29 protein-coding genes and 1 tRNA gene are annotated in these 26,064 nt (G+C 32.2%); 13 read left to right on the top strand and 17 right to left on the bottom strand.

Annotated features, from left to right (window positions below):
• Window positions 1-82 precede the first annotated feature (82 nt).
• Window positions 83-1,069 carry a polyprenyl synthetase family protein gene (locus ACLGLP_RS03495; RefSeq protein ID WP_492113546.1) on the top strand — a complete coding sequence of 329 codons (987 nt, stop codon included), beginning with the start codon at window positions 83-85 and terminating at the stop codon, window positions 1,067-1,069.
• Window positions 1,066-1,719: an HAD family hydrolase gene (locus ACLGLP_RS03490; RefSeq protein WP_492113545.1), complete on the top strand. Its 654-nt coding sequence runs from the start codon at window positions 1,066-1,068 to the stop codon at window positions 1,717-1,719. The genes ACLGLP_RS03495 and ACLGLP_RS03490 overlap by 4 nt, the downstream gene beginning before the upstream one ends.
• Here ACLGLP_RS03490 and ACLGLP_RS03485 read toward each other — a convergent pair.
• Entirely contained in the window at window positions 1,667-3,964 is a 2,298-nt protein-coding gene (locus ACLGLP_RS03485; RefSeq protein WP_492113544.1) for a UvrD-helicase domain-containing protein, read from the bottom strand. The genes ACLGLP_RS03490 and ACLGLP_RS03485 overlap by 53 nt on opposite strands.
• Before the next feature lie 9 nt (window positions 3,965-3,973).
• Between ACLGLP_RS03485 and ACLGLP_RS03480 the strand changes: the two genes are divergently transcribed.
• The 4 genes from ACLGLP_RS03480 to ACLGLP_RS03465 all read left to right on the top strand — a co-directional run bounded on the left by ACLGLP_RS03480 (window position 3,974) and on the right by ACLGLP_RS03465 (window position 7,033).
• Entirely contained in the window at window positions 3,974-4,738 is a 765-nt protein-coding gene (locus tag ACLGLP_RS03480; RefSeq protein ID WP_492113543.1) for an RsmE family RNA methyltransferase, read from the top strand.
• 74 nt (window positions 4,739-4,812) lie between these two features.
• Complete coding sequence (locus ACLGLP_RS03475; protein ID WP_492113542.1) at window positions 4,813-5,298, top strand: hypothetical protein; 486 nt, start codon at window positions 4,813-4,815, stop codon at window positions 5,296-5,298.
• A gap of 4 nt (window positions 5,299-5,302) precedes the next feature.
• Window positions 5,303-6,091 (top strand): DUF4198 domain-containing protein, encoded by a 789-nt coding sequence (locus ACLGLP_RS03470; RefSeq protein ID WP_492113541.1) that lies wholly within the window; start codon window positions 5,303-5,305, stop codon window positions 6,089-6,091.
• 99 nt (window positions 6,092-6,190) lie between these two features.
• Window positions 6,191-7,033 carry a universal stress protein gene (locus ACLGLP_RS03465; RefSeq protein ID WP_492113540.1) on the top strand — a complete coding sequence of 281 codons (843 nt, stop codon included), beginning with the start codon at window positions 6,191-6,193 and terminating at the stop codon, window positions 7,031-7,033.
• On the opposite strand, the gene dnaB is transcribed toward ACLGLP_RS03465, so the two are convergent.
• The 7 genes from dnaB to purB all read right to left on the bottom strand — a co-directional run bounded on the left by dnaB (window position 7,030) and on the right by purB (window position 11,392).
• Window positions 7,030-8,412: a replicative DNA helicase gene (gene dnaB / locus ACLGLP_RS03460; protein WP_492113539.1), complete on the bottom strand. Its 1,383-nt coding sequence runs from the start codon at window positions 8,410-8,412 to the stop codon at window positions 7,030-7,032. The two genes, ACLGLP_RS03465 and dnaB, sit on opposite strands and share 4 nt — an antisense overlap.
• 5 nt (window positions 8,413-8,417) lie before the next feature.
• A complete protein-coding gene (gene rplI, locus ACLGLP_RS03455; protein WP_492113538.1) occupies window positions 8,418-8,861 on the bottom strand; it encodes a 50S ribosomal protein L9 in 444 nt (147 codons plus the stop codon).
• Window positions 8,862-8,880: 19 nt separating this feature from the next.
• Complete coding sequence (rpsR, locus tag ACLGLP_RS03450) at window positions 8,881-9,138, bottom strand: 30S ribosomal protein S18 (protein WP_492113537.1); 258 nt, start codon at window positions 9,136-9,138, stop codon at window positions 8,881-8,883.
• 3 nt (window positions 9,139-9,141) lie between these two features.
• Window positions 9,142-9,507 carry a 30S ribosomal protein S6 gene (rpsF, locus tag ACLGLP_RS03445; RefSeq protein ID WP_492113536.1) on the bottom strand — a complete coding sequence of 122 codons (366 nt, stop codon included), beginning with the start codon at window positions 9,505-9,507 and terminating at the stop codon, window positions 9,142-9,144.
• A gap of 61 nt (window positions 9,508-9,568) precedes the next feature.
• A tRNA-Val gene (locus ACLGLP_RS03440) sits at window positions 9,569-9,640 on the bottom strand.
• Between the two features lie 33 nt (window positions 9,641-9,673).
• The gene (locus ACLGLP_RS03435; RefSeq protein ID WP_492113535.1) at window positions 9,674-10,063 is read right to left on the bottom strand and encodes a (deoxy)nucleoside triphosphate pyrophosphohydrolase; all 390 of its coding nucleotides are present in this window, start codon (window positions 10,061-10,063) and stop codon (window positions 9,674-9,676) included.
• On the bottom strand, window positions 10,064-11,392 hold the full coding sequence (gene purB, locus ACLGLP_RS03430) for an adenylosuccinate lyase (RefSeq protein ID WP_492113534.1): 1,329 nt from the start codon (window positions 11,390-11,392) through the stop codon (window positions 10,064-10,066).
• Between the two features lie 129 nt (window positions 11,393-11,521).
• Here purB and ACLGLP_RS03425 point away from each other — a divergent pair, with 129 nt between their 5' ends.
• From ACLGLP_RS03425 to ACLGLP_RS03415, 3 genes are read left to right on the top strand one after another with little or no spacing between them, the layout of a single operon-like run.
• A complete protein-coding gene (locus ACLGLP_RS03425; RefSeq protein ID WP_492113533.1) occupies window positions 11,522-12,751 on the top strand; it encodes a C40 family peptidase in 1,230 nt (409 codons plus the stop codon).
• A 58-nt stretch (window positions 12,752-12,809) separates the two neighbouring features.
• A complete protein-coding gene (locus ACLGLP_RS03420; RefSeq protein WP_492113532.1) occupies window positions 12,810-13,184 on the top strand; it encodes a hypothetical protein in 375 nt (124 codons plus the stop codon).
• A 12-nt stretch (window positions 13,185-13,196) separates the two neighbouring features.
• Window positions 13,197-14,177, top strand: coding sequence for a KpsF/GutQ family sugar-phosphate isomerase (locus tag ACLGLP_RS03415; RefSeq protein ID WP_492113531.1), 981 nt, complete (start codon window positions 13,197-13,199; stop codon window positions 14,175-14,177).
• On the opposite strand, the gene tmk is transcribed toward ACLGLP_RS03415, so the two are convergent.
• The 4 genes from tmk to ACLGLP_RS03395 form a co-directional block, all read right to left on the bottom strand.
• Window positions 14,145-15,311 (bottom strand): dTMP kinase, encoded by a 1,167-nt coding sequence (gene tmk / locus ACLGLP_RS03410; RefSeq protein ID WP_492113530.1) that lies wholly within the window; start codon window positions 15,309-15,311, stop codon window positions 14,145-14,147. The two genes, ACLGLP_RS03415 and tmk, sit on opposite strands and share 33 nt — an antisense overlap.
• Window positions 15,311-15,916, bottom strand: a complete 606-nt coding sequence (locus ACLGLP_RS03405) for a Smr/MutS family protein (protein ID WP_492113529.1) — start codon at window positions 15,914-15,916, stop codon at window positions 15,311-15,313. The genes tmk and ACLGLP_RS03405 overlap by 1 nt, the downstream gene beginning before the upstream one ends.
• 3 nt (window positions 15,917-15,919) lie before the next feature.
• Window positions 15,920-16,291 carry an alanine-zipper protein gene (locus ACLGLP_RS03400; protein ID WP_492113528.1) on the bottom strand — a complete coding sequence of 124 codons (372 nt, stop codon included), beginning with the start codon at window positions 16,289-16,291 and terminating at the stop codon, window positions 15,920-15,922.
• A 73-nt stretch (window positions 16,292-16,364) separates the two neighbouring features.
• Window positions 16,365-17,795 carry an RtcB family protein gene (locus ACLGLP_RS03395; RefSeq protein WP_492113527.1) on the bottom strand — a complete coding sequence of 477 codons (1,431 nt, stop codon included), beginning with the start codon at window positions 17,793-17,795 and terminating at the stop codon, window positions 16,365-16,367.
• 100 nt (window positions 17,796-17,895) lie between these two features.
• Between ACLGLP_RS03395 and hslV the strand changes: the two genes are divergently transcribed.
• Together hslV and hslU are read left to right on the top strand one after the other, a co-directional pair.
• Window positions 17,896-18,423 (top strand): ATP-dependent protease subunit HslV, encoded by a 528-nt coding sequence (hslV, locus tag ACLGLP_RS03390; RefSeq protein ID WP_492113526.1) that lies wholly within the window; start codon window positions 17,896-17,898, stop codon window positions 18,421-18,423.
• Window positions 18,420-19,745, top strand: coding sequence for an ATP-dependent protease ATPase subunit HslU (gene hslU / locus ACLGLP_RS03385; protein ID WP_492113525.1), 1,326 nt, complete (start codon window positions 18,420-18,422; stop codon window positions 19,743-19,745). Before hslV ends, hslU begins: the two co-directional genes overlap by 4 nt.
• Here hslU and rimO read toward each other — a convergent pair.
• The 4 genes from rimO to ACLGLP_RS03365 are packed head-to-tail and all read right to left on the bottom strand — an operon-like array spanning window position 19,735 to window position 23,085.
• Window positions 19,735-21,003 carry a 30S ribosomal protein S12 methylthiotransferase RimO gene (gene rimO / locus ACLGLP_RS03380; RefSeq protein WP_492113524.1) on the bottom strand — a complete coding sequence of 423 codons (1,269 nt, stop codon included), beginning with the start codon at window positions 21,001-21,003 and terminating at the stop codon, window positions 19,735-19,737. The genes hslU and rimO overlap by 11 nt on opposite strands.
• A complete protein-coding gene (gene panD, locus ACLGLP_RS03375) occupies window positions 21,004-21,369 on the bottom strand; it encodes an aspartate 1-decarboxylase (RefSeq protein WP_492113523.1) in 366 nt (121 codons plus the stop codon).
• Window positions 21,370-21,374: 5 nt separating this feature from the next.
• A complete protein-coding gene (gene panC, locus ACLGLP_RS03370) occupies window positions 21,375-22,217 on the bottom strand; it encodes a pantoate--beta-alanine ligase (RefSeq protein WP_492113522.1) in 843 nt (280 codons plus the stop codon).
• 1 nt (window position 22,218) lies between these two features.
• Window positions 22,219-23,085 (bottom strand): L,D-transpeptidase family protein, encoded by an 867-nt coding sequence (locus ACLGLP_RS03365; protein WP_492113521.1) that lies wholly within the window; start codon window positions 23,083-23,085, stop codon window positions 22,219-22,221.
• A gap of 43 nt (window positions 23,086-23,128) precedes the next feature.
• On the opposite strand from ACLGLP_RS03365, the gene ACLGLP_RS03360 reads away from it, so the two are divergent.
• Window positions 23,129-23,515: a secondary thiamine-phosphate synthase enzyme YjbQ gene (locus tag ACLGLP_RS03360; RefSeq protein WP_492113520.1), complete on the top strand. Its 387-nt coding sequence runs from the start codon at window positions 23,129-23,131 to the stop codon at window positions 23,513-23,515.
• A 5-nt stretch (window positions 23,516-23,520) separates the two neighbouring features.
• Window positions 23,521-24,285 carry a tetratricopeptide repeat protein gene (locus ACLGLP_RS03355; protein WP_492113519.1) on the top strand — a complete coding sequence of 255 codons (765 nt, stop codon included), beginning with the start codon at window positions 23,521-23,523 and terminating at the stop codon, window positions 24,283-24,285.
• Here the strand turns inward: ACLGLP_RS03355 and ACLGLP_RS03350 are convergent.
• Window positions 24,275-25,912: a 2-isopropylmalate synthase gene (locus ACLGLP_RS03350; protein WP_492113518.1), complete on the bottom strand. Its 1,638-nt coding sequence runs from the start codon at window positions 25,910-25,912 to the stop codon at window positions 24,275-24,277. The genes ACLGLP_RS03355 and ACLGLP_RS03350 overlap by 11 nt on opposite strands.
• Between the last annotated feature and the right edge of the window lie 152 nt (window positions 25,913-26,064).

The following is a 26,064-nucleotide window of genomic DNA, read 5'->3' as shown; positions in this document are numbered from 1 at the left end:
TTTTTTAATTTTTCCTTGTTTTTCTTAGTCTTTTCAAACACAAATTTTACACTATAATGGGATAAAAACAGGTGAAAAAACAGTGAAAAATACAGATCCTTTAGCACTAATAAAATCTGAGTTAAGTGTTATAGAAAAAACTTTAAAAATCTATTTAGACTCCCAACATCCTTTTATAAATCAAGTTAGTGAGTATGTCATTTTTTCTGGTGGAAAAAGAATTAGACCTCTGCTTACAGTTCTTTCTGCAAAACTATTTTTGAACGAAAAAATTAATAACGAATGTTTGGAATCTGTTTACAGAACTTCAATACTTTTTGAATATCTTCACGCAGCAACCCTTCTTCATGACGATGTAGTTGATTCTGCAGAATTTAGAAGAGGAAGAAAGGCTGCAAGAAATCTATGGGGAAATCAAGCAACCATACTTGTGGGAGATTATCTTTACGCTAAAGCCTTAAGGTTAGCAAGTTTACTAAAAAATACAAAAGTTATGGATGTTATTACTCAAACAACTCTTCTTATGAGTGAAGGGGAAGTGCTACAGCTTTTAAACCTTGATAACTTCAATTTAACCGAAGCTGAATATGAGGAAGTTATTTTTAGAAAAACTGCTGTTTTAATTTCAGCCTGTTGCGAGGTGGGAGCTATTCTTGGAGGAGCAAAAGAAGAAGAAGCTTTAAAACTTAAAGATTTTGGAAAATATCTCGGACTTGCTTTTCAAATAATTGATGACATCCTTGATTACTTAAGTGAAGAAACAGGAAAAGATCTTGGAAAGGATTTTAAAGAAGGTAAAGTAACTCTTCCCGTAATCTATGCCTTAGAATCAGCATCAGAAGAAGAAAAAAATACCTTGCTAAATCTTTTAAAAACCTCTGATATTGAAAAAAAGGATTTCCATACTGCAAAGAAAATTATTGAAAAAAATGAAGGATTTAAAAAAAGCAAAGAAAAAGCCAAATTCTATATAGATTCAGCAAAAAACTGTTTAAAAGATCTTCCAGACAATCTTTATAAAGATTCACTTCTTTTTATAAGTGATTATCTTTTAGAAAGAAAAAAATGAATCTTCTTAAGCTTCTTATTTTTGATTGTGACGGGGTTCTATTTGATTCAAAATTAGCTAATATTAATTTTTATAATTACATATTGGAAAAAGTTGGAAGAAGTCCTTTAACTCCAGAAGAAGTAGAATTTATTCATATGCATTCAGTAAAGGAATGCATTGAATTTCTTTTTAGGGATTATCCTGAAAAACTGGAATTTGCAAAAAATATTCAGAAAAATACTCCCTATGAATTATTTTTTAGGTATATAAAACCGGAGGAAGGACTTATAGAGTTTTTAAATTGGGCAAAAAAATATTTTTACTTAGCTATCTGCACAAATAGAACAACCTCAACTTTTCCTCTTTTAGAACACTTTAATCTAAAAGATTATTTTGATTTTGTTATGACTGCCTCTCAAATTCCTAAAAATGATCCCTCTGCACTTCTTACCATTTTAGAGCATTTTAAAGTAAAACCTGAAAATGTGCTCTATATTGGGGATTCAGAGGTTGATAAAAATTTATGCGATAAATGTAAAGTAAAATTGGTTGCCTTTAAAAACCCTAAGCTTTCAGCTAACTTTCATGTCAAAAATTACAAAGAGTTGAAAAAACTTATAGAGGAAAATTTTGGTTTTCAACCTTTAAAGCTGAGTAAATCTTGTTAAAAATTTCCGTAGCTTCAAATTTTACTCTTTTATCTATTTCTTTTAAATCTTTCAAATCAGGAAGTATTAAGTGGAGAGTTTTTATAGCTCTTGTAAAGCCGACATAAAGAAGATTAAATAATTCAAGTTTTGTTCTTGCTTTTTCTAAATACCATCCAATTAAGCCTTCTTCAGAAAGTTCATCTTTCTTTCCTCTGTAGATATTTCCATTATAAAATACAAGCCCAAGTTCTGAAATATAATTAGGTTCTTCCCAGACAAGAGGCAAAATAACATGATTAAACTCAAGACCTTTTGCCAAATGAATGGTAAGAATTTTTATAGCTGAACTATCCTTTGGCATTTCAAGCTCATCTTCTGAATATTTTTCCCAGTATTCTAAAAATTCTTCCAAATCTCCTCCTTTGAAAGAAAAATCAAGAACTATGCTCAAAAACTTATAAAGATAGGAGGTTTCATTTTTTCTTTTCTCTTCTATCTTTAATTTTTTTACTATGTATTGGCAAAGTTCATAAAGAGATAAATATTTATTAGCTTCAAGAAAATCATTTATATAGGTTTCCCAAAAATTGGGATATTCGCTTTTCACAAAATCTGGTAAAGTAAGCGAAGTTTTTAGAGTCTTAGTTTCGTAATATTTATTTAAAATATTTAAAAAATCTTCTGTAAAACCTCCACTTAGGAACCCAGCAAGAGCTATTTCATCTTCCTGATAATTAATAAACTTAAGGAGGGATACAAGGGAATTTACAAGAGGAGATTCTTTAACTTTTAAAAAGGAACTTCCAATAACTTTAAATCCTTCTGAAATCAGAAAGGAAGATAACTCTGAAATATCTTCATTTTTTCTAACAAGTATGGCTACATCCTCTAATTCCCCTTCGTTTCTAAGTTCTCTAAGTATATTCAAAATCTCTTCCTTCACCAATTCCTTTATTTTTTCTTTAACTTTTTTATCTAAAGACTCCTCTATTTTCAAAAGTTTACATATTACCTTACCTTCAAAGTCTTTTACTGCTTCTTGAAAAACATTTTCAAAACTCCAGTCAAAATTCTTTAAGACTAATTTAATTACTTTTTCTTTTATCTCTGGATTTTCTTTTTCTTTTCCACTTTTCCCAAAAATTAACTTCTCTAAAATTTCTCTTTTGAGCATAACATTTTTTCTGATTTGAGAAAAGAAAAGATTATTAAAATTTACTATTTCTGAAGCGCTTCTATAATTCTTCTCTAAAACCTCTATTTTTATAGAATAATGAGAAAATCTCTGTAAAAGCTCTTCTAAAATAAAGGGATCTCCTCCTCTCCATTGAAAAATGGATTGTTTGGGGTCTCCAGCACAGATGAGAAACCTATTTCTACTAAGAACATCTTCTACTATAGGCATTATGGCTTCCCATTGCACACGGTCTGTATCCTGAAATTCATCTATTATAATTCCTTCTAAATTGCCAAGTTTTACATAGATCCAGGGGATAAATTCTGAAAGGTTTCTTAAAGATTGAGATAGCGTCTCTTTCCAGCCCCCAATAAAAAGTATTTTCTCTTTGTTAAAAACCTCTTTAAGCTTATTTTTTAAAAGGGCACAAAACTTCAAATAATAATCTTGAGAGGGTAAACAATCTTCCTGATAATTTTCCAAAATTTCTATTAATTCCTTCTTATAAGTAATCTTTTGAAAGATTCTTTCTGCCAATCTTATCAGTTTAATTTTCATGTCAATTTTTAACCTTTCTTCTTTAGAAAAAAGATAATCCACAAAGTTTTCAAGAAACTCTAAGAGTTCCCTCTTTTTTTGAGCTTCTTCAAAAAGGCTATTTAAAGATTTTTCTATAAGAGGCTCTTCTATATAAGTTTTTATTTGAAAGTCTGAAGGTATACCAAGTTCATAAGAAAGTGCTCTATAAAGATTTAAAAGAAAACTATCAATAGTTTTAATCTGAAAGGAATCGTATTTTAAAAAAATTTCTTCTAAAAATGTACCTGCCTTTTCAGGAGAAATGTTTGTTTCTTCAGACAAAGTTTTTCCTTTTTCTGTTTTTTTAAAAATTTCCTTCAAAAAGGAGATTATTCTTTCTTTCATCTCAAAAGAAGCTTTGTTGGTAAAGGTAATAGCAAGTAAGTTTTTAAGGTTAAGATTCTTTTCTTTCTCAAATTGATTTAAAAGTTTTAGATAATTAAGTGCAAGTTGATAAGTTTTTCCACTTCCTGCACTGGCATTATAAATTATTATATTGGCAGACATCGGAGTTAATTGTATTATAATATTGTGGAACTTCAAGCCGGTAATAGATTTTATTTTACCTTTGAAGAATCAGAAGGATTTCTTTCTGAAGAGGAGTCTCATCATTTAATAAGGGTCTTAAGGAAAAAAGAAGGAGAAAAAATAAAACTTATTAATGGAAAAGGGGAAGAGTATGAAGGAGAAATTGTTGAAATATTAAGAAAAGGAAAAGAGCTTAAAGTAAGGGTAAAAATTCTTAAACTTTTAAGAAAAGAAGAACCTTTACCCAAAAAAATTACAGCACTTATTCCGGTTTTAAAAGGAGATAAAACAGAATTCTTGGTGGAAAAGGGGACAGAACTTGGAATTACTGAGTTTATCCCCTTTCTATGTGATCATTCCGTTGTAAAGCCCTCTTCTAAATTAATTCACCGTTTAAAAACAAAAAGCATAAATGCCTTAAAACAGTCTGGAAGACTTTATCTTCCTGAAATCAGAGCTACGGTAGTTCTTAAAGATTTTTTGTCTAAAAACCCTTTTCCTCAATCTTTTAAAATCGTAGCTTCCCCAGAAAAAGAAATATCTTTTGAAACTTTTTTAAAAAAATTAGTAAATTCTAAAGAAATCGTTCTAATTTCAGGTCCAGAAGGAGGATTTAGCAAAGAAGAAAAAGAATTGCTAAAAAAATTGGAGTTTGTTCCTCTACCTCTATCTCCCTATATTTTAAAAGCTGAAACTGCATCCTTCTCTATGATGAGTATTATCTCCTGGTTTTTTAATATCATCTTTTCTTAAAAAGGCTTGAAAAAAGTTAAATCTGTGATTTTATTAATTTAGGGAAAATTTTTAAATGAAAAAGGGGTGTTTTTATGGGTGGGCGTTCTCGTAAATCTATTTTAAAGCAAAAAATGGCAAAGTATTATAAAGAAAGGGAAAATCCACTTGCGCTTTTGGCTTTACAAGACGAAATTATTCGTCTCAATCAGGAAAAATTAAGTGTTTTTCAAGAAAATCTTGAGTTTTTAAGAAACCTTGATATGTCTTCAAGTGATGGAAAACCAGTCTCTAAATTGAGTATAAGACGCTTCCCTAATGAGCCAGATAAAAAATTTACTACAAGAGCTTTCTATGAAACTTTATATCCCATTACTATGGAATATCGTTTTATGCCTCTTCAGGCAATTTTTGTATGGTATTTAAGGGCTTTAGAAATGATTTACGGAGAAAAGATACCTAAAATTCATCTAAACAGGCTTCAAAAGTGGATAAAATACTGGCTTTCAAGTCTTACTCCGGAACAGGAATTACAACTTAAAAGCGCAGTTGTTTCCTGGATTTTAAATAGATTTACCTAATAAGATGGTTTTCCTTTTTTTAATCTTTTTAGTTTTTTTTACTTCTTCTGCTTCAGCTTATAAGCTTTTTATAATTTCTCCTTCTGATAATTATGGGAAAATTAAAAAAGAAAAAGTATTTTATATAGGAGGCTCTGAACCTGCCTTTGGAGTTATCTACGATTTAAAACCACCCAAAAAATTTTTTTTACTGTCTCCAAATAATAAACAAATCAAACTTACTCTTTTTAGAACCCAATACGATGACAAAGCATTAAATGTAAAAAGAGTGGGTTATAAAACACAGGTAATTCCTGAAGAAAAGGGTGACTATTATTTATGTATAGAAAGTGATTATTACCTAACAAGGGAACTTAAATTGAGAAAATCCTTTGCTAAGGTGCCTTTCCATGTTGAAGTGGAAAAAGGCTGGGATAATCTATGCGGTTTTGATTTAGAAATAAAGCCATATACAAGACCTTATGGATTCAACGATAGAGGTATTTTCTGGGGACAAGTTCTTTATCAGAATAAACCTCTTAGAAATGTAATTGTAGAATTTGAAAAATTTAGCCCTGTTTTTTTAAGCTTAGAAGACCTCCCCAAGGATTCTTATGGAGAGATAAATTATCCTTATTTAAAAAAGACTGTAAAAACAAATAAAGAAGGGTTTTTTGTAGTATCCTTGGAAGAACCTGGATGGTGGGTTGTTTCTGTCAAAAAAGATTCTGGCACTAAGTCCTTAGGAAATTTCCTTTATCCTTTTGAAATTGTCAATTACTTTTGGATTTATGTTTTTCCATCTAAAAAATAATTCAAAATTTGGTTTTGTGTTTTAAAAATTGCCTTGACCTTTAAATTTTTTTTAACTAAAATGAAATTATTCTATAAATTCTAAACTTCGGAGGTGCCTATGTATAAAAAAATCTTGGTTGGAATTGATGGATCAGAAAGAAGTATGCATGCCCTTGAAGAGGTTTTAAATTTTTCAAAAAAAACTAAGGCTGAGGTTGTGGTTGCAAGTATAGTTCCTACCCACAGAGAACTTGCAAGCTCTTTTTCTATATTTGGACATGTAAAGGATTTAATCAAAAAGCCTTATGAAAAGGCTATTGAGGAAGCAAAAGATATGGCTGAAGAAGTAGGTGTAAGCATAAAAACCATCCTTGAGGAAGGAGATCCTGCTGAAAAGATTATAGAAATATCTAAAAAAGAAAATTGTGACCTTATCGTTACAGGTAGAAGAGGGCTTACTGTATTTGAAAGAATTTTCATAGGAAGCACCGCCCATAAAGTCATTGATGAGAGCCCTGTTGATGTTCTTATAGTCCCTAAAATTCCGAGAGATGGTAAAATTGATTTTAAAAGGCTTCTTGCTACAACTGATACCTCTGAATTCGGAAATAAAGCAGTTAAAAAGGCAGGACTTATTGCCAAAACTTACAATGGTGAATTAGGAGTTATCTCTGTAATTAAGCTTCCTGTAGAGCCCGTTATTGATCTTCAGGAAGTTCTGGAAACCTTGAAAAAAGATTTAGAATCTCACCTTCTTTCTCTTACAGAAGAGTTTGCCAAGGAAGGAATAAAAGTTGAAGTTTTTGTAAAATTTGGAGAACCCTATAAAGAAGTTATAGAAACTGCTAAAGAAATAGATGCAACAACCATTGTAATAGGTGAAAGTCGGAAAACCTTAGGAAGTGTTGGAGAAAAGATAATTGCTAATTCTTTTTGTCCTGTATTGATAGTTAAAACTTAAAAGGATAAAGTTGTATCTAAGTTGCCAAAAGAGGTGTATTGAGGAAAGTAGTTTAGTTTAACTACTCCTATAGGTCCGTTTCTTTGTTTACCTATGATTATTTCTGCAATCCCCTTTTCGGGGGTTTCTTTATTATAGAATTCATCTCTATAGATAAATAAAATTACATCTGCATCCTGTTCCAAAGCACCTGATTCTCTAAGATCTGAAAGCTGGGGTCTTTTATCGGGTCTTTCTTCAACTTTTCTGTTAAGCTGAGATAAAGCAAGTATAGGAATATTTAGCTCCTTTGCAAGTGATTTCAATCCTGCAGAAATCTCTGAGATTTCCTGTTCTCTTCTCTCCTTTTTCTCAAGTCCTTTCATAAGCTGTAAATAGTCAATTACTATAAGTCCGAGAGAAATCTCTTTTAAAAGTTTTCTTGCTTTGGCTTTCAACTCTAAAATATTAATCCCTGGGGTCTCATCAATATAGATGGGAAGCTGACTTAAAGTTGAGGCAGCTTGAGTTATTTTTTGCCATTCTTGAGAATCAAGCTGTCCTGTTCTAAATCTTTGAAAATTCACTTTTGCCTCAGCACAAAGCATTCTTGCACAAAGTTGCTGTTTACCCATTTCAAGAGAAAATATGGCCACTCCAATATTAGCCAGTTTACTGGCATTTCTTGCAATATCAAGTGCAAAGGCAGTTTTACCCATACCAGGACGACCAGCAAGTATGATAAGATCTCCTTTTTGAAGTCCTGCTGTCATCCTGTCAAGATCATAAAATCCTGTAGGAATTCCCGTTATAGCAGTCCCCTTTTTATAAATATTTTCCAAATGTTTTATAGTATCTTTTATAACTTCTTTGAGGAGTGAAAAGCTTTCCTTTCTTCCGTAATAGGAAAGGTCAAAAAATGCCTTTTCTGCATAATTTAATAATTCCTGAGAATCTTCTCCTGAGTAATAAGCCCTGTATATTAGCTCTTGACTTACCCTTATAATTTCTCTTAAAATACTCTTTTCTTTAACTATTTTAGCATAATGAAGGATGTGAGCTGAGGTGGGAAGAAGTCCTACAATTTCTGATAAATAAACTGCTCCACCTACTTTTTCTAAATCTCCTCTTTTCTCAAGTTCGTTGTAAACAGTAACTATATCAATAGGTTCATCCCTTTCAAAAAGAGAAAGACAAGCCAAATAGATAGCCCTATGAGCAGGAGAATAAAAATCTTCTGGTTTCAAGTAATCAATAATTTTAACTATGGAAGAGGGATCTATAAAAATACTTGCTAAAAGATACTTTTCTGCTTGTAAGTCCTGAGGAGGTAAAAATTCTGAAAAAAAGGCGAATTCAGAATTTGCTTCTATTTTTTTGGAATGTTTGGTTGAGGGCATTTTATTTATTTTTCCTCTAATACCTCAACCTTTATATTTACTATTTTACTACCTAATTTTATAGGAACTTCAAAAGTTCCTAAAGTCTTAATGGGTTCTTCTAATAATACCTGATTTTTTTCAATTTCTATACCTTGCTCCTTTAGTAAGTTAACAATATCCAACAAAGAAACAGAACCAAAAATTCTATCTTCTTCTATTTTTTTTCTATAAACTGTAAGAGTTAAACCCTCAAGCTTTTCTGCAAGACTTTCAAGTTTTTTTCTTTCTCTTTCTGCTTTAGCTAATATAATTTTTCTTTGATTTTCAAGAGCTTTTATAGTTTTTTGATTGGCTAAAATAGCAAAACCTTTTGGAATAAGGTAATTTCTTGCATATCCATCCTTTACTTTTACCACATCTCCTGCTTTACCAAGCTTAGGAACATCTTTTATTAAAATAACTTCCATAAGATTCCTCCTTCAGTATTTATTCTTCTGTCTCCACATCAGCTACGAATGGTAAAAGTGCCATTATTCTTGCTCTTTTTATAGCAGTAGTCAATTTTCTTTGGTGATAAGCACATGTGCCAGTTTGTCTTCTATGAATAATCATACCTTTTTCATTTAAAAAGGGTTTTAAAATTTCCGGATTTTTATAATCAATTTTTAAATTGGGATCTACGCAAAATTTGCAAACTTTTTTTCTTACAAAAAATCTTCTCTTTATATTTAATCCTTCGTTCATTTTTTATACACCTCCTTCCTGAATTTCTTTAGTTTCAGCAGTTTCTGGCTTAAATCTATCTTCCAGTTTTACAATAATAAATCTTATAACTCTTTCATCAATTCTAAAAAATTCCTCTAATTCCTTAGGTAAATCTGTTAATCCATAAAACTCTATTAACACATAATAACCTTGTTTTTTCTTTTCAATAGGATAGGCAAGTTTTCTCATTCCCCATTCATCAACTTTTAAGAGCCTGCCTTCTTTTGCTTCAACAATTTGTTTGATCTTTTCTAAAACCTGATCCTTTTCTTCCACTCTTTCTGGATGGATGATAAAAAGAGATTCCCATTTACGAAATCTTTTGACAGGTTCCCAAAGTTCAAACATAGGTCTCCTCCTTTTGGCCTTTATTTGGCCCCCTTTATTTATAAAGGGAGCAAGGAGTAAATGGGCGGTGCTGGATTCGAACCAGCGACATCCACCGTGTGAGGATGGCGCTCTACCCCTGAGCTAACCGCCCCAATTAAGCTAATTTATTAAATTAACCCATATTTTATTTTTTACAAGTATCTTTTAAAATCTCAATAATTTTACTATCTGCTGGACAGAGCTCTAAAGTTTCACATTCCTCAAAATCTACCCACTTCATTTCTAAAGCTTCCTTTAAAACAGGCTCTTCTTCAAATTCCACCTCAAGAAGATAAAGCTCTATATCTCCTTCTGGATATTTATAATTTGTTTTAGCAAGTAAATTTTTTGCCCTCACTTCTATTCCCAATTCTTCTCTAAGTTCCCTTTCTATAGCCTTTTGTAAGGTTTCTCCGTTCTCAACCTTTCCTCCTGGAAATTCCCAAAATCCTCCCCTCTTTTTATTAAAAGGTCTCCTAACAAGCAAAAACCTATTCCCCCTTTTTAAAAAACCTGCAACTACCTTTAAACTCATCTAATCTTCCTTAAAAACCCTCTCAAATATCTTATCTACATATCTCAAATAATATGAAATATCAAAAATTTTTTCAATCTCTTCAAGACTTAAAAACTTAAGTATCCTCTCATCTTTTAATACAAGATCTTTAAAATTTAGGGTTTTATCCTGCCAAACCTTCATAGCCAGTTCCTGAACAATTTTGTAAGCCTCCTCTCTTATCATACCTTTTTCCGTTAGAGCAAGCATAACCTGTTGTGAAAAAACAAGTCCTCTTAGAAGATTAAAGTTTTTTTTCATGTTTTCAGGATAGACCACTAAATTTTTGAGAAGATTCTCAAGTCTTGCAAGCATAAAATCCGCAACTGTTGTAGCATCAGGAATTATAACCCTTTCAACTGATGAATGGCTTATGTCTCTTTCATGCCACAAAGCCACATTTTCCAAAGCTGGAAGCAAATATCCTCTTAAGAGTCTTGCAAGCCCACAGAGGTTTTCAGAAAGAATGGGATTTCTCTTGTGAGGCATAGCCGAAGAACCTTTTTGACCAGGAGAAAAATATTCTTCAGCTTCCAGTACCTCTGTTCTCTGCAAATGCCTTATTTCTGTAGCTATTTTTTCTACCGTTGTTCCAAGGATGGCAAGAGAAGCCATATATTCTGCGTATCTATCTCTCTGAACAATCTGATTAGAAATAGGATCAGGTTTAAGCCCCAGTTTTTCACAAACATAAGCCTCCACTTCAGGTGGAACATGCGCAAAAGTTCCCACTGCTCCAGATATTTTTCCGTAAGAAATCGTATCAAGAGCCTGAAAGAGTCTTCTTTCATTTCTTTTCATTTCTTCATACCAGAGAGCAAGCTTTAAACCAAAAGTGATTGGCTCTGCATGAATTCCATGGGTTCTTCCAATCATCAAAGTGTCCTTAAATTCATAGGCTCTATTCCTTAAAATCTCCTTTACCCTTTTTAGATCTTCTATAATGATTTCCATAGCCCTTTTCATTAACCATGCCATGGCAGTATCAAGCATATCAGAGGAGGTCATGCCAAGGTGAAGATAACGCCCAGAAGGTCCTATAATCTCAGAAAGATGAGTCAAAAAAGCTACTACATCGTGCTTTGTTTCTTTTTCAATTTCCTCTACTCTTTTAACATTTTCTTCCTTAAATCCACCTTCCATATAGGGAGTCAATTTTTCTTTAATAATCTGATAATCTTTTTCAGGAACCTTACCAAGCTTATACCAGGCTTCACAGGCATAAAACTCAACTAAACACCAAACTCTAAGTTTTTCTTCAGGACTCCAAAGTTTTGCCATTATCGGTCTTGTATACCTTGGAATCATTTTATAACCCCTCTTTTAAATAATTATTATATTCTTTTATAAACAAATATTTGACTTTTTTCTATTTTTCCTGTATAAAACTTTTAACTTCATTTTTCAATTTTACCAAATTTTTAAAAATTTTTACAGATGAAAAGAAAGTTTTATTATATTTTAAGTTTTTTGTCAATTATCTTTTTAATTCCTTCTTTTTCTTTTTCTAAATCGCAACCTACTTACATTCACAACAATCTTGAGTTAAAATACATTCCCTATCTGGTAAAAAAAGGAGACACTCTTTATAGCATTTCCAAAAAATATAACATTTCCTTAGACGAACTTAGGGAGCTAAACAACCTCTCAGATAATCACATTTCAGAGGGTCAAATTTTAAAAATACCTGTAAAATTGCAAATAAATAAACCGGAATTGGCAAATCACTCAAACGAATTTTCTTATCAAAATAAGCCTCAAGTTTTTTATCATAAAGTCAAAAGAGGAGAAACCCTTTACAGAATTTCTAAAAATTATGGAGTTCCTTTAAAAGAGTTAATGAAAATAAATGGATTAAAAACTACAAAATTAAAACCTGGGCAAAAAATAAAAATATATCAATATTCTAAAACTGAAATCGCTCAAGAAAAGCCTCTGGGAAAATCCGAAAAAAGTAATTTTACACTATATAAAGTTAAGGAAGGAGATACCCTATATTCTATCTCTTTAAGATTTAATGTTCCCTTAGATGAATTAAAAAGCTTTAATAGAATTGAAGACAATACCATTTTCGTGGGACAAAAACTAAAAATACCTAACAGTTCTTTAGATGAAAAACCTTTTATATTAGAAAATCCTACCGTTTATTTTAAGGAAAAACCTAAAGAAGTTTTATCTCAAAAATTTAGTATAAACTTTTTATCTAAATCTGATTTAAATGAAAGGGACGAAAATCTTCTCAAAAAGAAGTTTTTAGAAATTGCTGAAGAATATAAAAATTACAAGTATAAGCTTGGCGGGAACGGAGATGGATATCTTGATTGCTCTATGTTTGTAAAACTCGTATATGAAGAATTAGGAATTGAACTTCCGAGAACCTCTCGTGAACAATTTTTAGTAGGTATAGATGTAGGAAAAGATGAATTGATTCCGGGAGATCTTCTTTTCTTCTCAAGAAGTGGAGACAAAGAAAGGATTAATCATGTAGGAATTTATATAGGAAATAATAAATTTATCCATTTTTCCTCGTCAAAAAGAGGACTTTCTATAGATTCCTTGGATGAACCTTATTTCAGTTCAAAATTTGTAGGAGCAAAAAGAATACTTAATGGAGAAATTCTGGAACAATTTTATAGATTAAGTAAACTTGAAAATCAAAACTCTTAATAATTTTCATTTTTATTATCTTGATTTTTTTTCGTCTTTGGTTTACATTAAGGTAACTATGAAAAATTCAGACAAAATAGTAAGTTTAAAGGATTGGATAGATTCTTTTTGGAACTTTCAAGAAGAGGATTTACAATATTTACAAAGTTTGATTACTAAAAAAATACCCTTTAATCCTGAAGAAATTATTAATAACATAAAAGAGCGGTTTAAAACGAGAAGGGCTTTTTACCAAATTTACAAACACCTTCCAAGAAATGACTTATCTTTAAAAGATTTGGAGTGGGCTGAACAAAAACTTGCTGAAATTTTATATAGAGAGGAGCTTATAACCAATCTTACCAACAAAATCCTTGATCTTTTAACCTTTTTTATAGAATTTGAAAATTTTTACCTTACCGAGGTTTCTTCTAATCCCTTCTTAATACATTAGTATTTATTCTTTATGAAAAAAGACTTACTTAAAAGGGCAAAAGAAGTTCTTGAAATAGAAAAGGAGGGTATTGAAGAATTATCTAAAAATTTAGATACTTCCTTCATTGAGGCTTTAGAGCTTATTCTGAATACCAAAGGAAGAGTTGTTGTTACAGGGGTAGGAAAAAGCGGAATTATAGGAAGAAAAATCTCAGCCACTTTATCTTCAACTGGAACACCTTCTTTTTTCCTTCATCCAGTTGAAGCCCTTCATGGAGATTTAGGAATGGTTACACCCGAAGACATTTTACTTGCTATATCCTATTCTGGAAACACTTTAGAAGTTTGTGAGCTTGCTTCAATCCTTAAAAAAAGAAACATAAAAATAATCAGTTTTACAGGGAATCCAGAAAGTAGTTTAGCTAAACTTTCTGACATAGTAATTAATACAAAGATTCCTAAAGAAGCCTGTCCTTTTAATCTTGCACCTACAACAAGTACAACTGCTACCTTAGCTTTGGGAGATGCCTTAGCTATATGTCTTTTTGAATTAAAGGGTCTAAAATCTGAAGATTTCAGAAGAAATCATCCAGGAGGTTCCTTAGGAGAGAGACTAAAAGTAAAGGTAAAGGAAATTATGTTAACAGATGAAAAAATACCCGTTGTCCTTGAAGGAACTCTTTTAGAAGATGCTATAGTTGAAATAGATAAAAAAAGATTAGGCTGTGTCTTAATTACTAATTCTTTGGGAATTCTAACAGGAATTATTACAGACGGAGATCTTAGAAGAATATTCTTAAAATATAAAACTTACAGTAATCTTAGGGTTGAAGAAGTTATGACTAAAAATCCGAAAGTAATTGAAGAAAATCGCTTAGCGATGGAAGCCCTTGAGATGATGGAAAAATACCTTATTACAGTTTTACCTGTAATAAACTATGACAACAAACTCGTAGGGATACTACATCTTCACGATATTTTAGGAAAAGGAACCTTTAAATTTACTATCTAAAAACTCAAGAACATACTTTAAATTTTCTTCTAAAGGTTTTTTGGCATCAACTATCAAATGATTAAAAAATTTTAGAAAATTTTTATAGTTTTCATCAACTTTTTTTAAAAAATTTGTGTTTTCAAAAAAGCTTAATTTGCGGTTTTTTATTCTTTCAAAAGCCTCGGAAGAAGGAAGATCTAAATAAATCACAAGATCAGGAATAGGAGCAATGGTTTCATTTTCTATTAAAAGCTCTCTTACCGAGAAACCTTGAGAACCTTGATAAGCAAGCGTAGAAAGATAGTATCTATCAAGAATAATCCATTTTCCTTCTTCTAAAGCTGGAATAATTAAATTTTCTACATGCCACATCCTATCTTTTAAAAAAAGTGATTTCAAATCCTCCTTACTATATTCCATCTTTTTCTCTAAAATTTCTCTTATCCTTTTCCCAAAAGGACCTGAAGTAGGCTCAAAATCAAAAAGGGAGTCAATTCCTTTTTCTCTTAGCTTTTCGCATAAAGCTTTTGAAAAAGTAGTTTTGCCAGCACCATCTATCCCTTCTACAGCTATAAGTTTACCCTTTCTAAAAAATTCTAAACTAAGTCTTTTTTTTAAAAATTCTCTATTTTCTTTTGTAACTTCACAAAAGAAAGAAAACTCAAAGTTTCTTACCTTTTCTAAAAATGCAGACTCTCCTTTACCTATGGTAGCTAAAAAGTAATTTTCAGATTCTAAAAGTTTTTCTATAAATTTGCAGAATTTTGGGGACAAAATTTCCATTTTACCTATTTCATCAACAATAAAAAAAACCCTTTCTTTATTAAAATTCTTTTCTAATTCTTCTATTACTTTGTCTAAATTTTCTACCATTACTAAATACTTACCCACGAAGGGTCTTTTTTTGGTTTCCTTAGAAGATAAAAGTTCTCTTTTTAATGCAAGAATATATTCTTTTTCGGAATCTAAAAGGTTTATTTTAAATCCCTTTCTTTCTCCTCTTTCTCTTATTTCCTTGGTTATAAATCCTTTGAGATCAAATCCTTTAAGATGAGTTTTTAAAAAATTGAAGAGATATTCTACTAAGGTGGTTTTACCAACTCCTGGAGAACCGGAAATGAAAAATTTTTTTCTCGGAGAATTTATAAACATTATCTTTTTATAGGTTTTGAGGAGAGAAGAACATAGGTTGCACCTAAACCACCATCACAGGGTCTTGCAGAACAATAGGCTAATACATATTTTCTGTAAGGTCCTCTCTCTAACCATTCTCTTACTTTATTTTTTAACACTGGCTCGTGCTTTGAAGAAAGACCTCTTCCATGAATAATTAAAACACACCTCTCCCCATTTAAAATAGCTTCTCTCATAAATTCTTCAAAGGCTTCTTTCGCTTCTTCCACAAACATTCCTCTTAAGTTAAGTGTTTTTTGGACAGCAAATCCGCCCTCTCTAAGGATTCTAACAATTCTCTTGCTAACACCCGGGGCTCTACCTTCTATGTATTCTGAGGTTAACCAAATTTTAATTTCTATTCTTTCTGGAGGCCATTCTTTTTTAATTTCCCAAAAAGCTTTTTTAGGGGAAAATTTCCAATAAAAGTTTTTTTCTTTGAGAGGTTTAGAGGTATGAACTATTTCAGACCAATCCCTTTCTTTACATTTGTGAGGCTTTTCAGAATAACAATCTACCTCTTTTTTAAAAAAATTTGGGGGAGTTCCTAAGACCTCCCCCAGCTTTAAAAATGGTTTTTGCATTTCTTATTTTTTTAATCCCTTTTCAAAGATTCTTTCGCACTTAGCTGCTGCAGTTTCTGCCTTTTTAGCAGCCTCTTCAGCCTTGTTAGCTGCCTCCATTGCTTTTTGAGATGCAGAAACTGCTTTTTGAGCAGCCTCATTGGCATTGGTTACATCAACTTTGAGCTGATTTACCTGAGTTTTTAAAGCTTCAAGCTCTGCCTTTAAACCATCAACTTGGTTTTTAACCTCTGTTATGCAATCTGGGCATTCTGACTTGGCTGGAGTTGCCTCAGGTGCTTTAGTTGTCTCAGGTGCTTTTACAGGGCATGTGCAACCAAAAGCTAATAAACCTGCTAAACCTATTCCAGTAAATTTTAAAATGACTTTTTTCATGGCACCCCCCTGTATTTGAAATTTAATTTTTATTTTAACGATTTTGATTATTTAGTCAACTTTTTAAAAAATTTTATCCCTTTATGCATCCCATTGGAATGAGTTTGGCAACTTTTTTAGTAAGTCCTGCTTTACAGGTAGCATTTATAACTTCATTAACATCTTTATAAGCCTCTGGTGCCTCCTCTGCAAGACCCTTTTTAGATTTTCCCATTACGATAATCCCTCTTTTTCTCAATTTTTCTATTATATCATCAGCTCTAAAGGATTTTATAGCCTGGTGTCTGCTCATGGTTCTTCCTGCTCCGTGACAAGCAGAACCAAAAGCCTTTTCTTCTCCCTCTTTTGTCCCTACCAAAATATAAGATGCAGTTCCCATAGAACCACCTATGATAACTGGTTGCCCTACTTCTCTATAGGCTTCTGGCAATTCTTTTCTTCCAGGTCCCCAAGCTCTTGTTGCTCCTTTTCTGTGCACATAAAGCTTTAGTTTCTTTCCGTTTACTTCGTGATATTCTACTTTACAGGTATTATGACTTACATCATAAAGTATTTTTAAATGAATACCGGGAAAGAAATCTTTAAATACTTCCCTTACGAGATGAGTAATGACCTGACGATTAGCAAGGGCACAATTTACTCCACATACCATAGCTTTAAAATACTGCTGTCCTTCAGGAGAATTAATCGGTGCACAAACAAGTTCCTTTTCTTTTATAGGTATTCCGTATTTTCTTGCTGCTTGAGCTAAAACTGGAAGATAATCAGTGGCAATTTGATGCCCAAGAGCACGAGAACCACAATGAAAAGTAACAACTACTTGGTTTTCAAAAAGTCCAAAGGTAGAAGCCACCCTTTTATCATAAATTTCTGCTACATATTGTATTTCAAGATAATGATTTCCTGAACCAAGAGTTCCTACCTGTCTGTGTTGCCTTTTTTTTGCTTCCTTGGAAACATATGCCGGATCTGCTCCAGGCATACATCCTTTTTCTTCAATGTATTCTAAATCTTCTTTCTCCCCGTAGCCCATTTCAACTGCCCACTTTGCACCACCAACAAGAACTTCATCTAACTCTGAGGGAGAAAGTTTTATTTCCCCTTCAGAACCCACTCCACAAGGAACTGTTTCAAAAAGTTCCTTTACAAGCTTTTCCAAATAGGGTTCTACTTCTTCCTTAGTAAGAGGAGAAAGTAAAGTTCTTACTCCACAAGAAATATCGTATCCTACTCCTCCTACTGAAATAATTCCTCCTGCATCTGGATCAAAGGCAGCAACTCCTCCTATAGGAAATCCGTAACCCCAATGGGCATCTGGCATAGCAATGGAAAACTTAACTATACCAGGAAGACTTGCCACATTGCAAATCTGCTCATAAACCTTTTCATCCATTTCCTCAATGAGTTTTTCATCTGCAAAGATTTTTCCAGGAACTCTCATATCTCCATGCGGAGGAATTTCCCATTCATAATCGCTAACCTTTTTCAACTTTTTTAATTCCATACCTTTACCTCACTTAATTTTTAGTTAAAAAAAATAATAAAATTTTATTGGATAAAATCAAGGACTTTTTAATTTTTCAAATTATGGTAAGCTTTATAACATGTTTAAAGGAACTACTGTTATTGCTGTAAAGAGGGATGGCAAAATTGCTATGGCAGGAGATGGTCAGGTTACCTTTGGTAACACCATACTTAAACATAAGGCTAAAAAAATAAGAAAGCTTTACAAAGGAAAGGTTCTTGCAGGATTTGCAGGAGCAACAGCTGATGCCTTAACCCTTTTTGAAAGATTGGAAAAAAAACTTGAAGCTTATGGTGGACAACTTTTAAGAGCTGCAGTTGAACTGGCAAAGGATTGGAGAACAGATAAAGTATTGAGAAGGTTGGAAGCATTTCTTATTGCCTGCGATTCCGAACATTTACTTCTTATATCAGGTGCGGGGGATGTAGTGGAACCAGACGAAAATGTAATAGCTATAGGTTCTGGAGGACCAATGGCTCTTGCTGCTGCAAAAGCTTTACTTAGACATACCAATCTTTCAGCTAAAGAAATTGCAGAACTTTCAATTAGAATAGCAGGAGAAATTTGCATTTACACAAATTCTGAAATAGTGGTAGAAGAACTATGAGCCACAAAGAACTTACACCAAGAGAAATTGTAGCCGAATTAAATCGTTACATAGTTGGGCAAGAAAAAGCAAAAAGAGCTGTTGCCATTGCTATGAGAAATCGCTGGAGAAGGCAACAAATTAAAGGACCTATAAAGGAAGAAATTTATCCGAAAAATATTCTTATGATTGGACCAACGGGTGTTGGAAAAACAGAAATTGCAAGAAGACTTGCCAAGCTCTCCAATTCTCCCTTTTTAAAAGTGGAAGCCACAAAATTTACCGAAGTAGGATATGTGGGAAGAGATGTAGAATCCATGATAAGGGATCTTACTCACATTGCAGTGCAAATGGTAAAGGAGGAAGAAGAAAAAAAAGTTTTAGAAAAGGCAAAAAGAAATGCAGAAGAAAGATTGGTTGAACTTCTTATTCCTTCTTCATCTTCAAGAGTAGAATACGATCCTTTAACCAAAGAAAAGTTTTTAAAAATGTTAAGGGATGGGGCTTTAGATGAAAGATATGTAGAAATTGAGATTGAGCCATCTCAAAAAACACCTGCCATAGAAATTCTTGCAGCCTCAGGTTTAGAAGAGATTGAAATGCAGTTAAGGGATATGCTTTCTACTTTTCTTCCCTTTAGAACCAAAAAAAGAAGGGTTAAAGTTAAGGAAGCTTTAGAAATTTTAACTAAAGAGGAGGCAAACAAACTAATAGATATGGATAAAGTAATAAAAGAGGCTATACATAGAACCGAAACAAGTGGTATTATCTTTATTGATGAAATAGATAAAATTACAAGCAGGGGAGAAACTCACGGTCCTGATGTCTCAAGAGAGGGTGTCCAAAGGGACCTTCTTCCCATTGTTGAAGGAACCACAGTCAACACCCGTTACGGAATGGTTAGAACAGATTACATCTTGTTTATTGGAAGTGGAGCCTTTCACATTGCTAAACCTTCAGATTTAATTCCTGAACTTCAAGGAAGATTTCCTATAAGGGTTGAGCTTGACCCCTTAACAAAAGAGGATTTTGTCCGCATATTAACAGAACCAGAAAATGCCATTATCAAACAGTATCAAGCTTTATTAGCAACCGAAGGGGTAGAATTAGAATTTACTAAAGAAGCTATAGAAGAAATGGCAAGAATTGCTTACGAAATAAACCAAAAAATGGAAAACATTGGAGCAAGAAGACTTTACACAGTGGTGGAAAAAGTTTTAGAAGATATATCTTTTGACGCTCCAGACATTGCACCAACAAAAATAGTTATTACCCCAGAATATGTGAGAGAAAAATTAGAAAACATCGTTTCCGATACAGAACTTGTGAGATTTATTCTTTAATCATTTCTCCCCACATATCGTAAATACCTGTTTTCTTTACCTTAATCTTTACTAAATCACCTGGATAAACTGATTTTTCATTTTCTTTTAAAATGTAAGTTATTCCGTCTATTTCTGGAGCCTGGATTTTAGCTATTCCAAATAGTTTCCCTCTTATATCTTCTCCCAAAACAAGAACCTCCTCCCTACTTCCTATTCTCATTTTAAGTCTCTTTTTAGAAATCTCTTTTTGAATCTTCATAATTTCTTTTTTCCTTCTTATTTTTTCTTTATATTTAACCCTGGGGAAAAGTTTTTCTGCAAAAGTGCCTTCCTCAGGATAAAAAATAAAAACCCCTAAGTGATCAAATTCTACTTCCTTTACAAAATCACAGAGATACAAAAATTCCTTTTCACCTTCTCCTGGAAATCCCACTATTACAGTGGTTCTTATAGCTGACAAAGGATTTAGCTCCCTTATGTAAGAAATTATTTCTTTAATTTTTTCAGAATTTACAGGTCTTTTCATTCTCTTTAAAATCTCAGAATGAGCGTGTTGAATAGGAATATCAAAATAGGGAACAATTTTCGGATTTGAAAGGACTTCCTTAACAAACTTTTTGTTAATATTGGCTGGGTGTAAATAAAGAAGCCTTAGTCTAAACTCGTAAGGAAGTTCTGAAAGCTTATAAAGAAGTTTAATCAAACCCTCTTTCTTTCCTTTATCTTTTTTATAAGAGGTTATATCTTGTCCAACTAAAATAAGCTCTTTAACTCCTTTTTTTAATAAGTTTTCCGCTTCCTTTATTATTTCTTCTTCGTCTCTGCTTCTTAAAGGACCTCTTATTTTGGGAATGGTGCAATAGGAGCATTTATAATTACATCCTTCTGAAATTTTTAAATAGGCATAAAAAGGACTTTCTGTAAGAATTCTATCCGAGGGTTCTTCCCTTTCAAATTCTTTAAATGGCTCTATTCCAAAAAACTCATCTACTTCTGGAAAAAGTTTTTTAAGGGTTTCTTTTCCATATCTTGAAGTTAAGCATCCTGAAACGATGAGTTTTTGACCTCTTCTTTTTTTCTCCCCCAATTCCAAAATATGTTCAATTGCTTCTTCCACAGCAGGTCTTATAAAAGCACAGGTGTTTACCCACAAAATATCTGCTTCCTCAGGAAAAAGAACTATTTCATAGTTTTTCTTTAAAAGAACATAAAGTAACTTTTCAAAATCAACCTTATTTTTGGGACAGCCAAGACTTACAGGATAAACCTTAAGCATTTAAGAATGTGATTTGAACTTTATATCTTTGATTTGATTTTCTTCTGTAAGATATACCAATGTAGTTTGAAAATCTTTTAAATCCTCCTCTGAAACCCAAGCATAAGAAACAATAATTATTTTATCTCCCACCTCACCCAATCTTGCAGCAGCACCATTTAATATGACTTCACCACTTTTTCCTTCTATGAGATAAGTTTCAAACCTTTTACCATTATTTAAATTATATACCCAGACAGCTTCAAAGGATTTTAATTTAGCTTTTTCCATTATTTCTTTGTCGAGAGTAAGACTTCCTTCGTAAAAAAGATTCTTTCCTGTAACTGTTGCTGTATGAATTTTGCTTTTTAAAATTTTTATAAACATAATTTTTAACTTATAAGCATATTATCTATTAATCTTGCCTTTCCTACAAATACAGCTAAGGCACATAAAATTGGAAGTTCTATTTTTCCAACTGGTTCAAGACTCTCTGGATTAACGAATTCAATATACTGAACTTTTGTAAAGGGAAAACTATGAATAAAATCTTCCATTTTTTCTCTTATTCTTTGTGGGTCTCTTTCCCCTTCTTCAATAAGTTTTTTAGCTAAAAGAAGTGCCTGATAGAGTGCAATTGCTGACTTTCTTTCTTCTTGAGATAAGTATGTATTTCTTGAACTCATGGCAAGCCCGTCTTTTTCTCTAACAGTGGGATGAGGTATAATTTTTACATCTAAATTTAAATCTTTAACCATTTGTCTTATCACTTGAAGTTGTTGATAGTCCTTTTCTCCAAAAACTGCAAAGTCAGGATTTACTATGTTAAAAAGCTTTAAAACGACTGTGGTAACTCCTTTAAAATGACCAGGTCTAAAAGCCCCGCAAAGTCCTGTAGTTAACTTAGTAACCTCAACATAGGTTTGAAAATCAGAAGGATACATTTCTTCTACTTCTGGAACAAAAACTACATCAACCCCTTCTTTTTCTAATAAAGTTAAGTCTCTTTCTAAGTCTCTTGGATATTCTCTAAAATCTTCTTTTGGTCCAAATTGCAATGGATTAACAAATATACTTACAACTGTTTTATCCCCCAACTCTTTTGCTTTTCTTACCAAAGCTAAATGTGCCTCGTGTAAAAATCCCATAGTAGGAACAAAAGCTATTCTATATCCGCTTTTTTTCCAGGATTTACTAATCTCTTTCATTTTAGAAATTTCTTTTATGACTTCCATTTTACAATTCAAGCTGTCTATAAGGTTTTAAAAAATTTTCCAAATTTTCTATAAGAAGTTTTTTAAAATGTTCCTCTTTTTCTCTATCTAAAATACTCCCTCTTTCATCACTTTCAACTTTTTCTTTTAAAGCGCCTTTAACCCATTTCTGAATAGTAAGCCTTCTAAGACCTGAAAAATATTCCACAAGATAAAAATTTAAATAACTATACTCGTCTAACTTTATATATAACTCACCCTCAAAAATTTCCATGGGTTTTATTTTGACAGGATAAACAAACTTTTTAAGAATATCATAAAGGTTTTTTTGTGAATTAAAAATATAAACTTTTTCTCCAGATTTAACATTTTTTAAAAGTTCTAAAAGATCTTTGTCATTTAAAGCGATACAGCCTTTTGTCCAGTAATAGTTTTTATAAATGTTTCCATTTTTCTTTTCCAACTTAAATGCTCCTCCTCCGTGAATGCCAATTTCGTTTCCAAAAGGACTATCTCTTATAATATCATAATTTTCTAAGATTTTCATCCATTGGATAAATTTTTCCTTATCTATTTCTCCCTTATAATAAGCAAGAGCTAAGTCATTCACATTAGGATAATTTAGTTCGAGAAAGTATCCATATTCTTTTGAAGGTCTTATATTAACAATTCTATATACCCCTTCTGGAGTTAAGAAATCTCCTTTCTTTTCCTTCGGAAGGGGACTTTTTAAACCAAGTCCTATTTCGTAAAGAGCTATGGTCTTTTTTTCTTTTCTTATTTCAAGTGTTTTTTCCCCTTTATCTATAACAATTATAGTTTCTGCTTTAAGCGGACAAACTTTAAAAATAATCAAAATAAAGCCCAATATTACCCACAAATTTTTCATTTTTCTCTTGACTTTTTAAGTTTTGTAAATATTATAAACTTCTATGAAATCTATTACAATAAATTCAAAAAAGAAAGTAGAATTAATAGATATTACCAAAGAAATTGAAAGTTTATTACCACCTAAGGATGGCATTTGTATAGTATATGTCCCTCATACTACTGCAGGTATAATTGTGAATGAAGGTGCTGATCCTGCAGTAAAGGATGACATTTTAGAAATTTTTCAAAGATTAGCCCCGGATAATTTTAACTATAAACATCTTGAAGGAAATTCTCCAGGGCATGTAAAATCAAGTCTTACAGGTCCTTCCTTAACTTTAATAGTAGAAAAGGGAAGGCTTGTTCTTGGAACCTGGCAAAGGGTGTTTTTTGCAGAATATGATGGTCCAAGAACAAGAAAGGTATATGTAAAATTTATAGAAGGGTAATAATTATGAGAATAAAAATTTTAATTTCTTTAATGCTTTTAGGTTTATTTCTTTTTTCTTGTAAAGCTCAAAAAGAGTATTATGTAGAAAAGGCAGCTTCCCATAAAGAACTTGCTCAAATTTATATTAAGGAAAATCGCTATACCGAAGCCTTAAATGAACTTGAATTGGCTAAAGCTGCTGATAAATGTGATCCAGAGATATACAATCTCTTTGGACTTGCTTACATGGGAAAATATGAGTATTCAAAAGCAGAAGAAAACCTGAAAGAGGCTATCAGACTTGATCCCAATTTTTCTGAGGCTTATAATAATCTTGGTTCTTTAAAGATGCTACAAGGAAAATACAGTGAAGCAATTAAATATTTTAATAAAGCCCTTGAAAATCCCTATTATGTAAATTCTTTCATTGTTCGCACAAATCTTGGATGGGCTTATTATCAGTTAAAAGATAAAGATAAGGCTATTTCAACTCTTCTTGAAGCTTTAAAAGAAAATTCTCGCTATCCCAAGGCTTTGATTTACTTGGGGCTTATCTATTTTAACGAAGGTGATTTAGATTCTGCCGAATTTTACTTTAAAGAAACTTTAAAAGTGGATAAATTTTCTGGAGAGGCAAGATACTATCTCGGAGAAATTTACTTTATGAAAGGTGATAAGGAAAAGGCAGAAGAACTCTGGAAATCTATAATTTACTTAGCTCCAGAAAGCGAATGGGCGAATAAAGCTACTCAAAGAATTTTTCTATTGAGAAAAACTTCTAACCCTTAAAAGATAACACCCTACTTTTAAGCTCTTCTCCTTTTTCTTTAAAGGCTTCAAGACGATTCAAGGCTTTAAGAAGGGCTTTTAAACTTGCAATTACTATATCTCCATCTTTTCCAAGCCCAGCAGTTCTAAATCCCTTTTCATCCTCAATAATTAAACCACAAACTCCTTCAGCAGAAGTTCCACCTGTAAGGGCACTTATGTGAAAATCTATAAGTTTTAAAACCTTTTTTCCATCTTCTTTATCAAAAGAATATCCTAAAGCCTCTGCTACTGCTTTATAGGCTGCATCAATGGGTCCTACTCCAAGTCCAACAGAAACTTTTTTTCCTTCTCTTTTATCCTCTATTTCTACTTGAGCAATAGGCTTTAAAGAACCACTATGAACACTTATAACTTGAGAAGAAACAAGCTGATACCTATATTCTTTTTCTAAAAATAAATCTATAAGAATACCTTCTACATATTCATCATCTATTCTTTTTAGAACATCTTTTATTTCTGAGCGAAATTTTTCAAAAATTTGGCTTAATACCTCATCATCAAATTGCCACCCTTTACTTCTAAGTTTAAATCCTATGGCATGTCTTCCAGAGTGTTTACCTAACACAATAGCAGAACCTGTCCATCCTACATCTTCTGGATTAATAATTTCATAAGTGGTTCTTTCACAAATAACCCCATGTTGATGAATTCCAGATTCATGAGCAAAGGCATTAGCTCCTACGATAGCTTTATTGGGTTGAACAATCATACCAGTATATCTTGAGACTAATTGACTTGTAGGAACTATCTTTTTTGCATTTATATTGAGCTCAAGAGGATATCCAAGTTGTTTTTCAAAGAAATCTTTTCTTGTTTTTAAAGTCATTATAATTTCCTCTAATGCTGCATTACCAGCCCTTTCTCCTATTCCATTGATAGTTCCTTCAACCTGAGTTGCTCCTGCCAAAATTGCAGAAAGAGAATTAGCAACAGCCAATCCAAGATCATTGTGGCAATGAACTGAAATTCTTAAGATTCCCTTTTTAAGTTCCTCTTCATATCCTGCAGAAACAAGCTTTTCTATAAGAAATCTAATTAGGTTGTAATATTCCTGTGGAACTGTATATCCTACTGTGTCAGGAATATTAATAGTTTTTGCACCAGCCTTGACAGCTTCTAAAACCACTTTAGCTAAAAATTCCCAATCACTTCGGGTAGCATCCTCTGCTGAAAATTCAACATCTGGACAAAAAGAAAGAGCATAGCTTACTGCTTCTCTTGTGATTTCTAAAACTTCTTCTCTGCTTTTCCTGAGCTTATATTTTAAGTGAATATCTGATGTAGCAATAAATGTGTGAATTCTTGGAAATTCGGCATCTTTCAAAGCCTCCCAAGCAACTTCTATATCCTTTTTATTTGCCCTTGCTAAAGCAGCAATAGTTACTCCTTTAATTTCCTTAGCAAGTGTTTTAACAGCTTCAAAATCACCAGGTGAAGTAATAGGAAAACCCCCTTCAATTACATCAATTCCTAACTCAGCAAGAGCCTTTCCGATCTCTACTTTCTGCTTTAAATCTAAGGAAACTCCAGGAGACTGCTCCCCATCCCTGAGAGTGGTATCAAAAAAAATTATTCTTGGATTCAAGAACTTACCCCCCCTTTTTAAATCTTATCTTTCAAAAAATTTTAACCTATTTTTAAAATTTGCCAATTAAATGTATAAGTCAATATGATTTTAGATTGAGAGTTTTTTTTAAATCTTCACAATACCATTTTATTGGTGTCTTATTTTTAATT

Source organism: Caldimicrobium sp. SLHALR3 (assembly GCF_058692735.1).
This window is presented reverse-complemented; position numbering and strand designations above follow the sequence as displayed.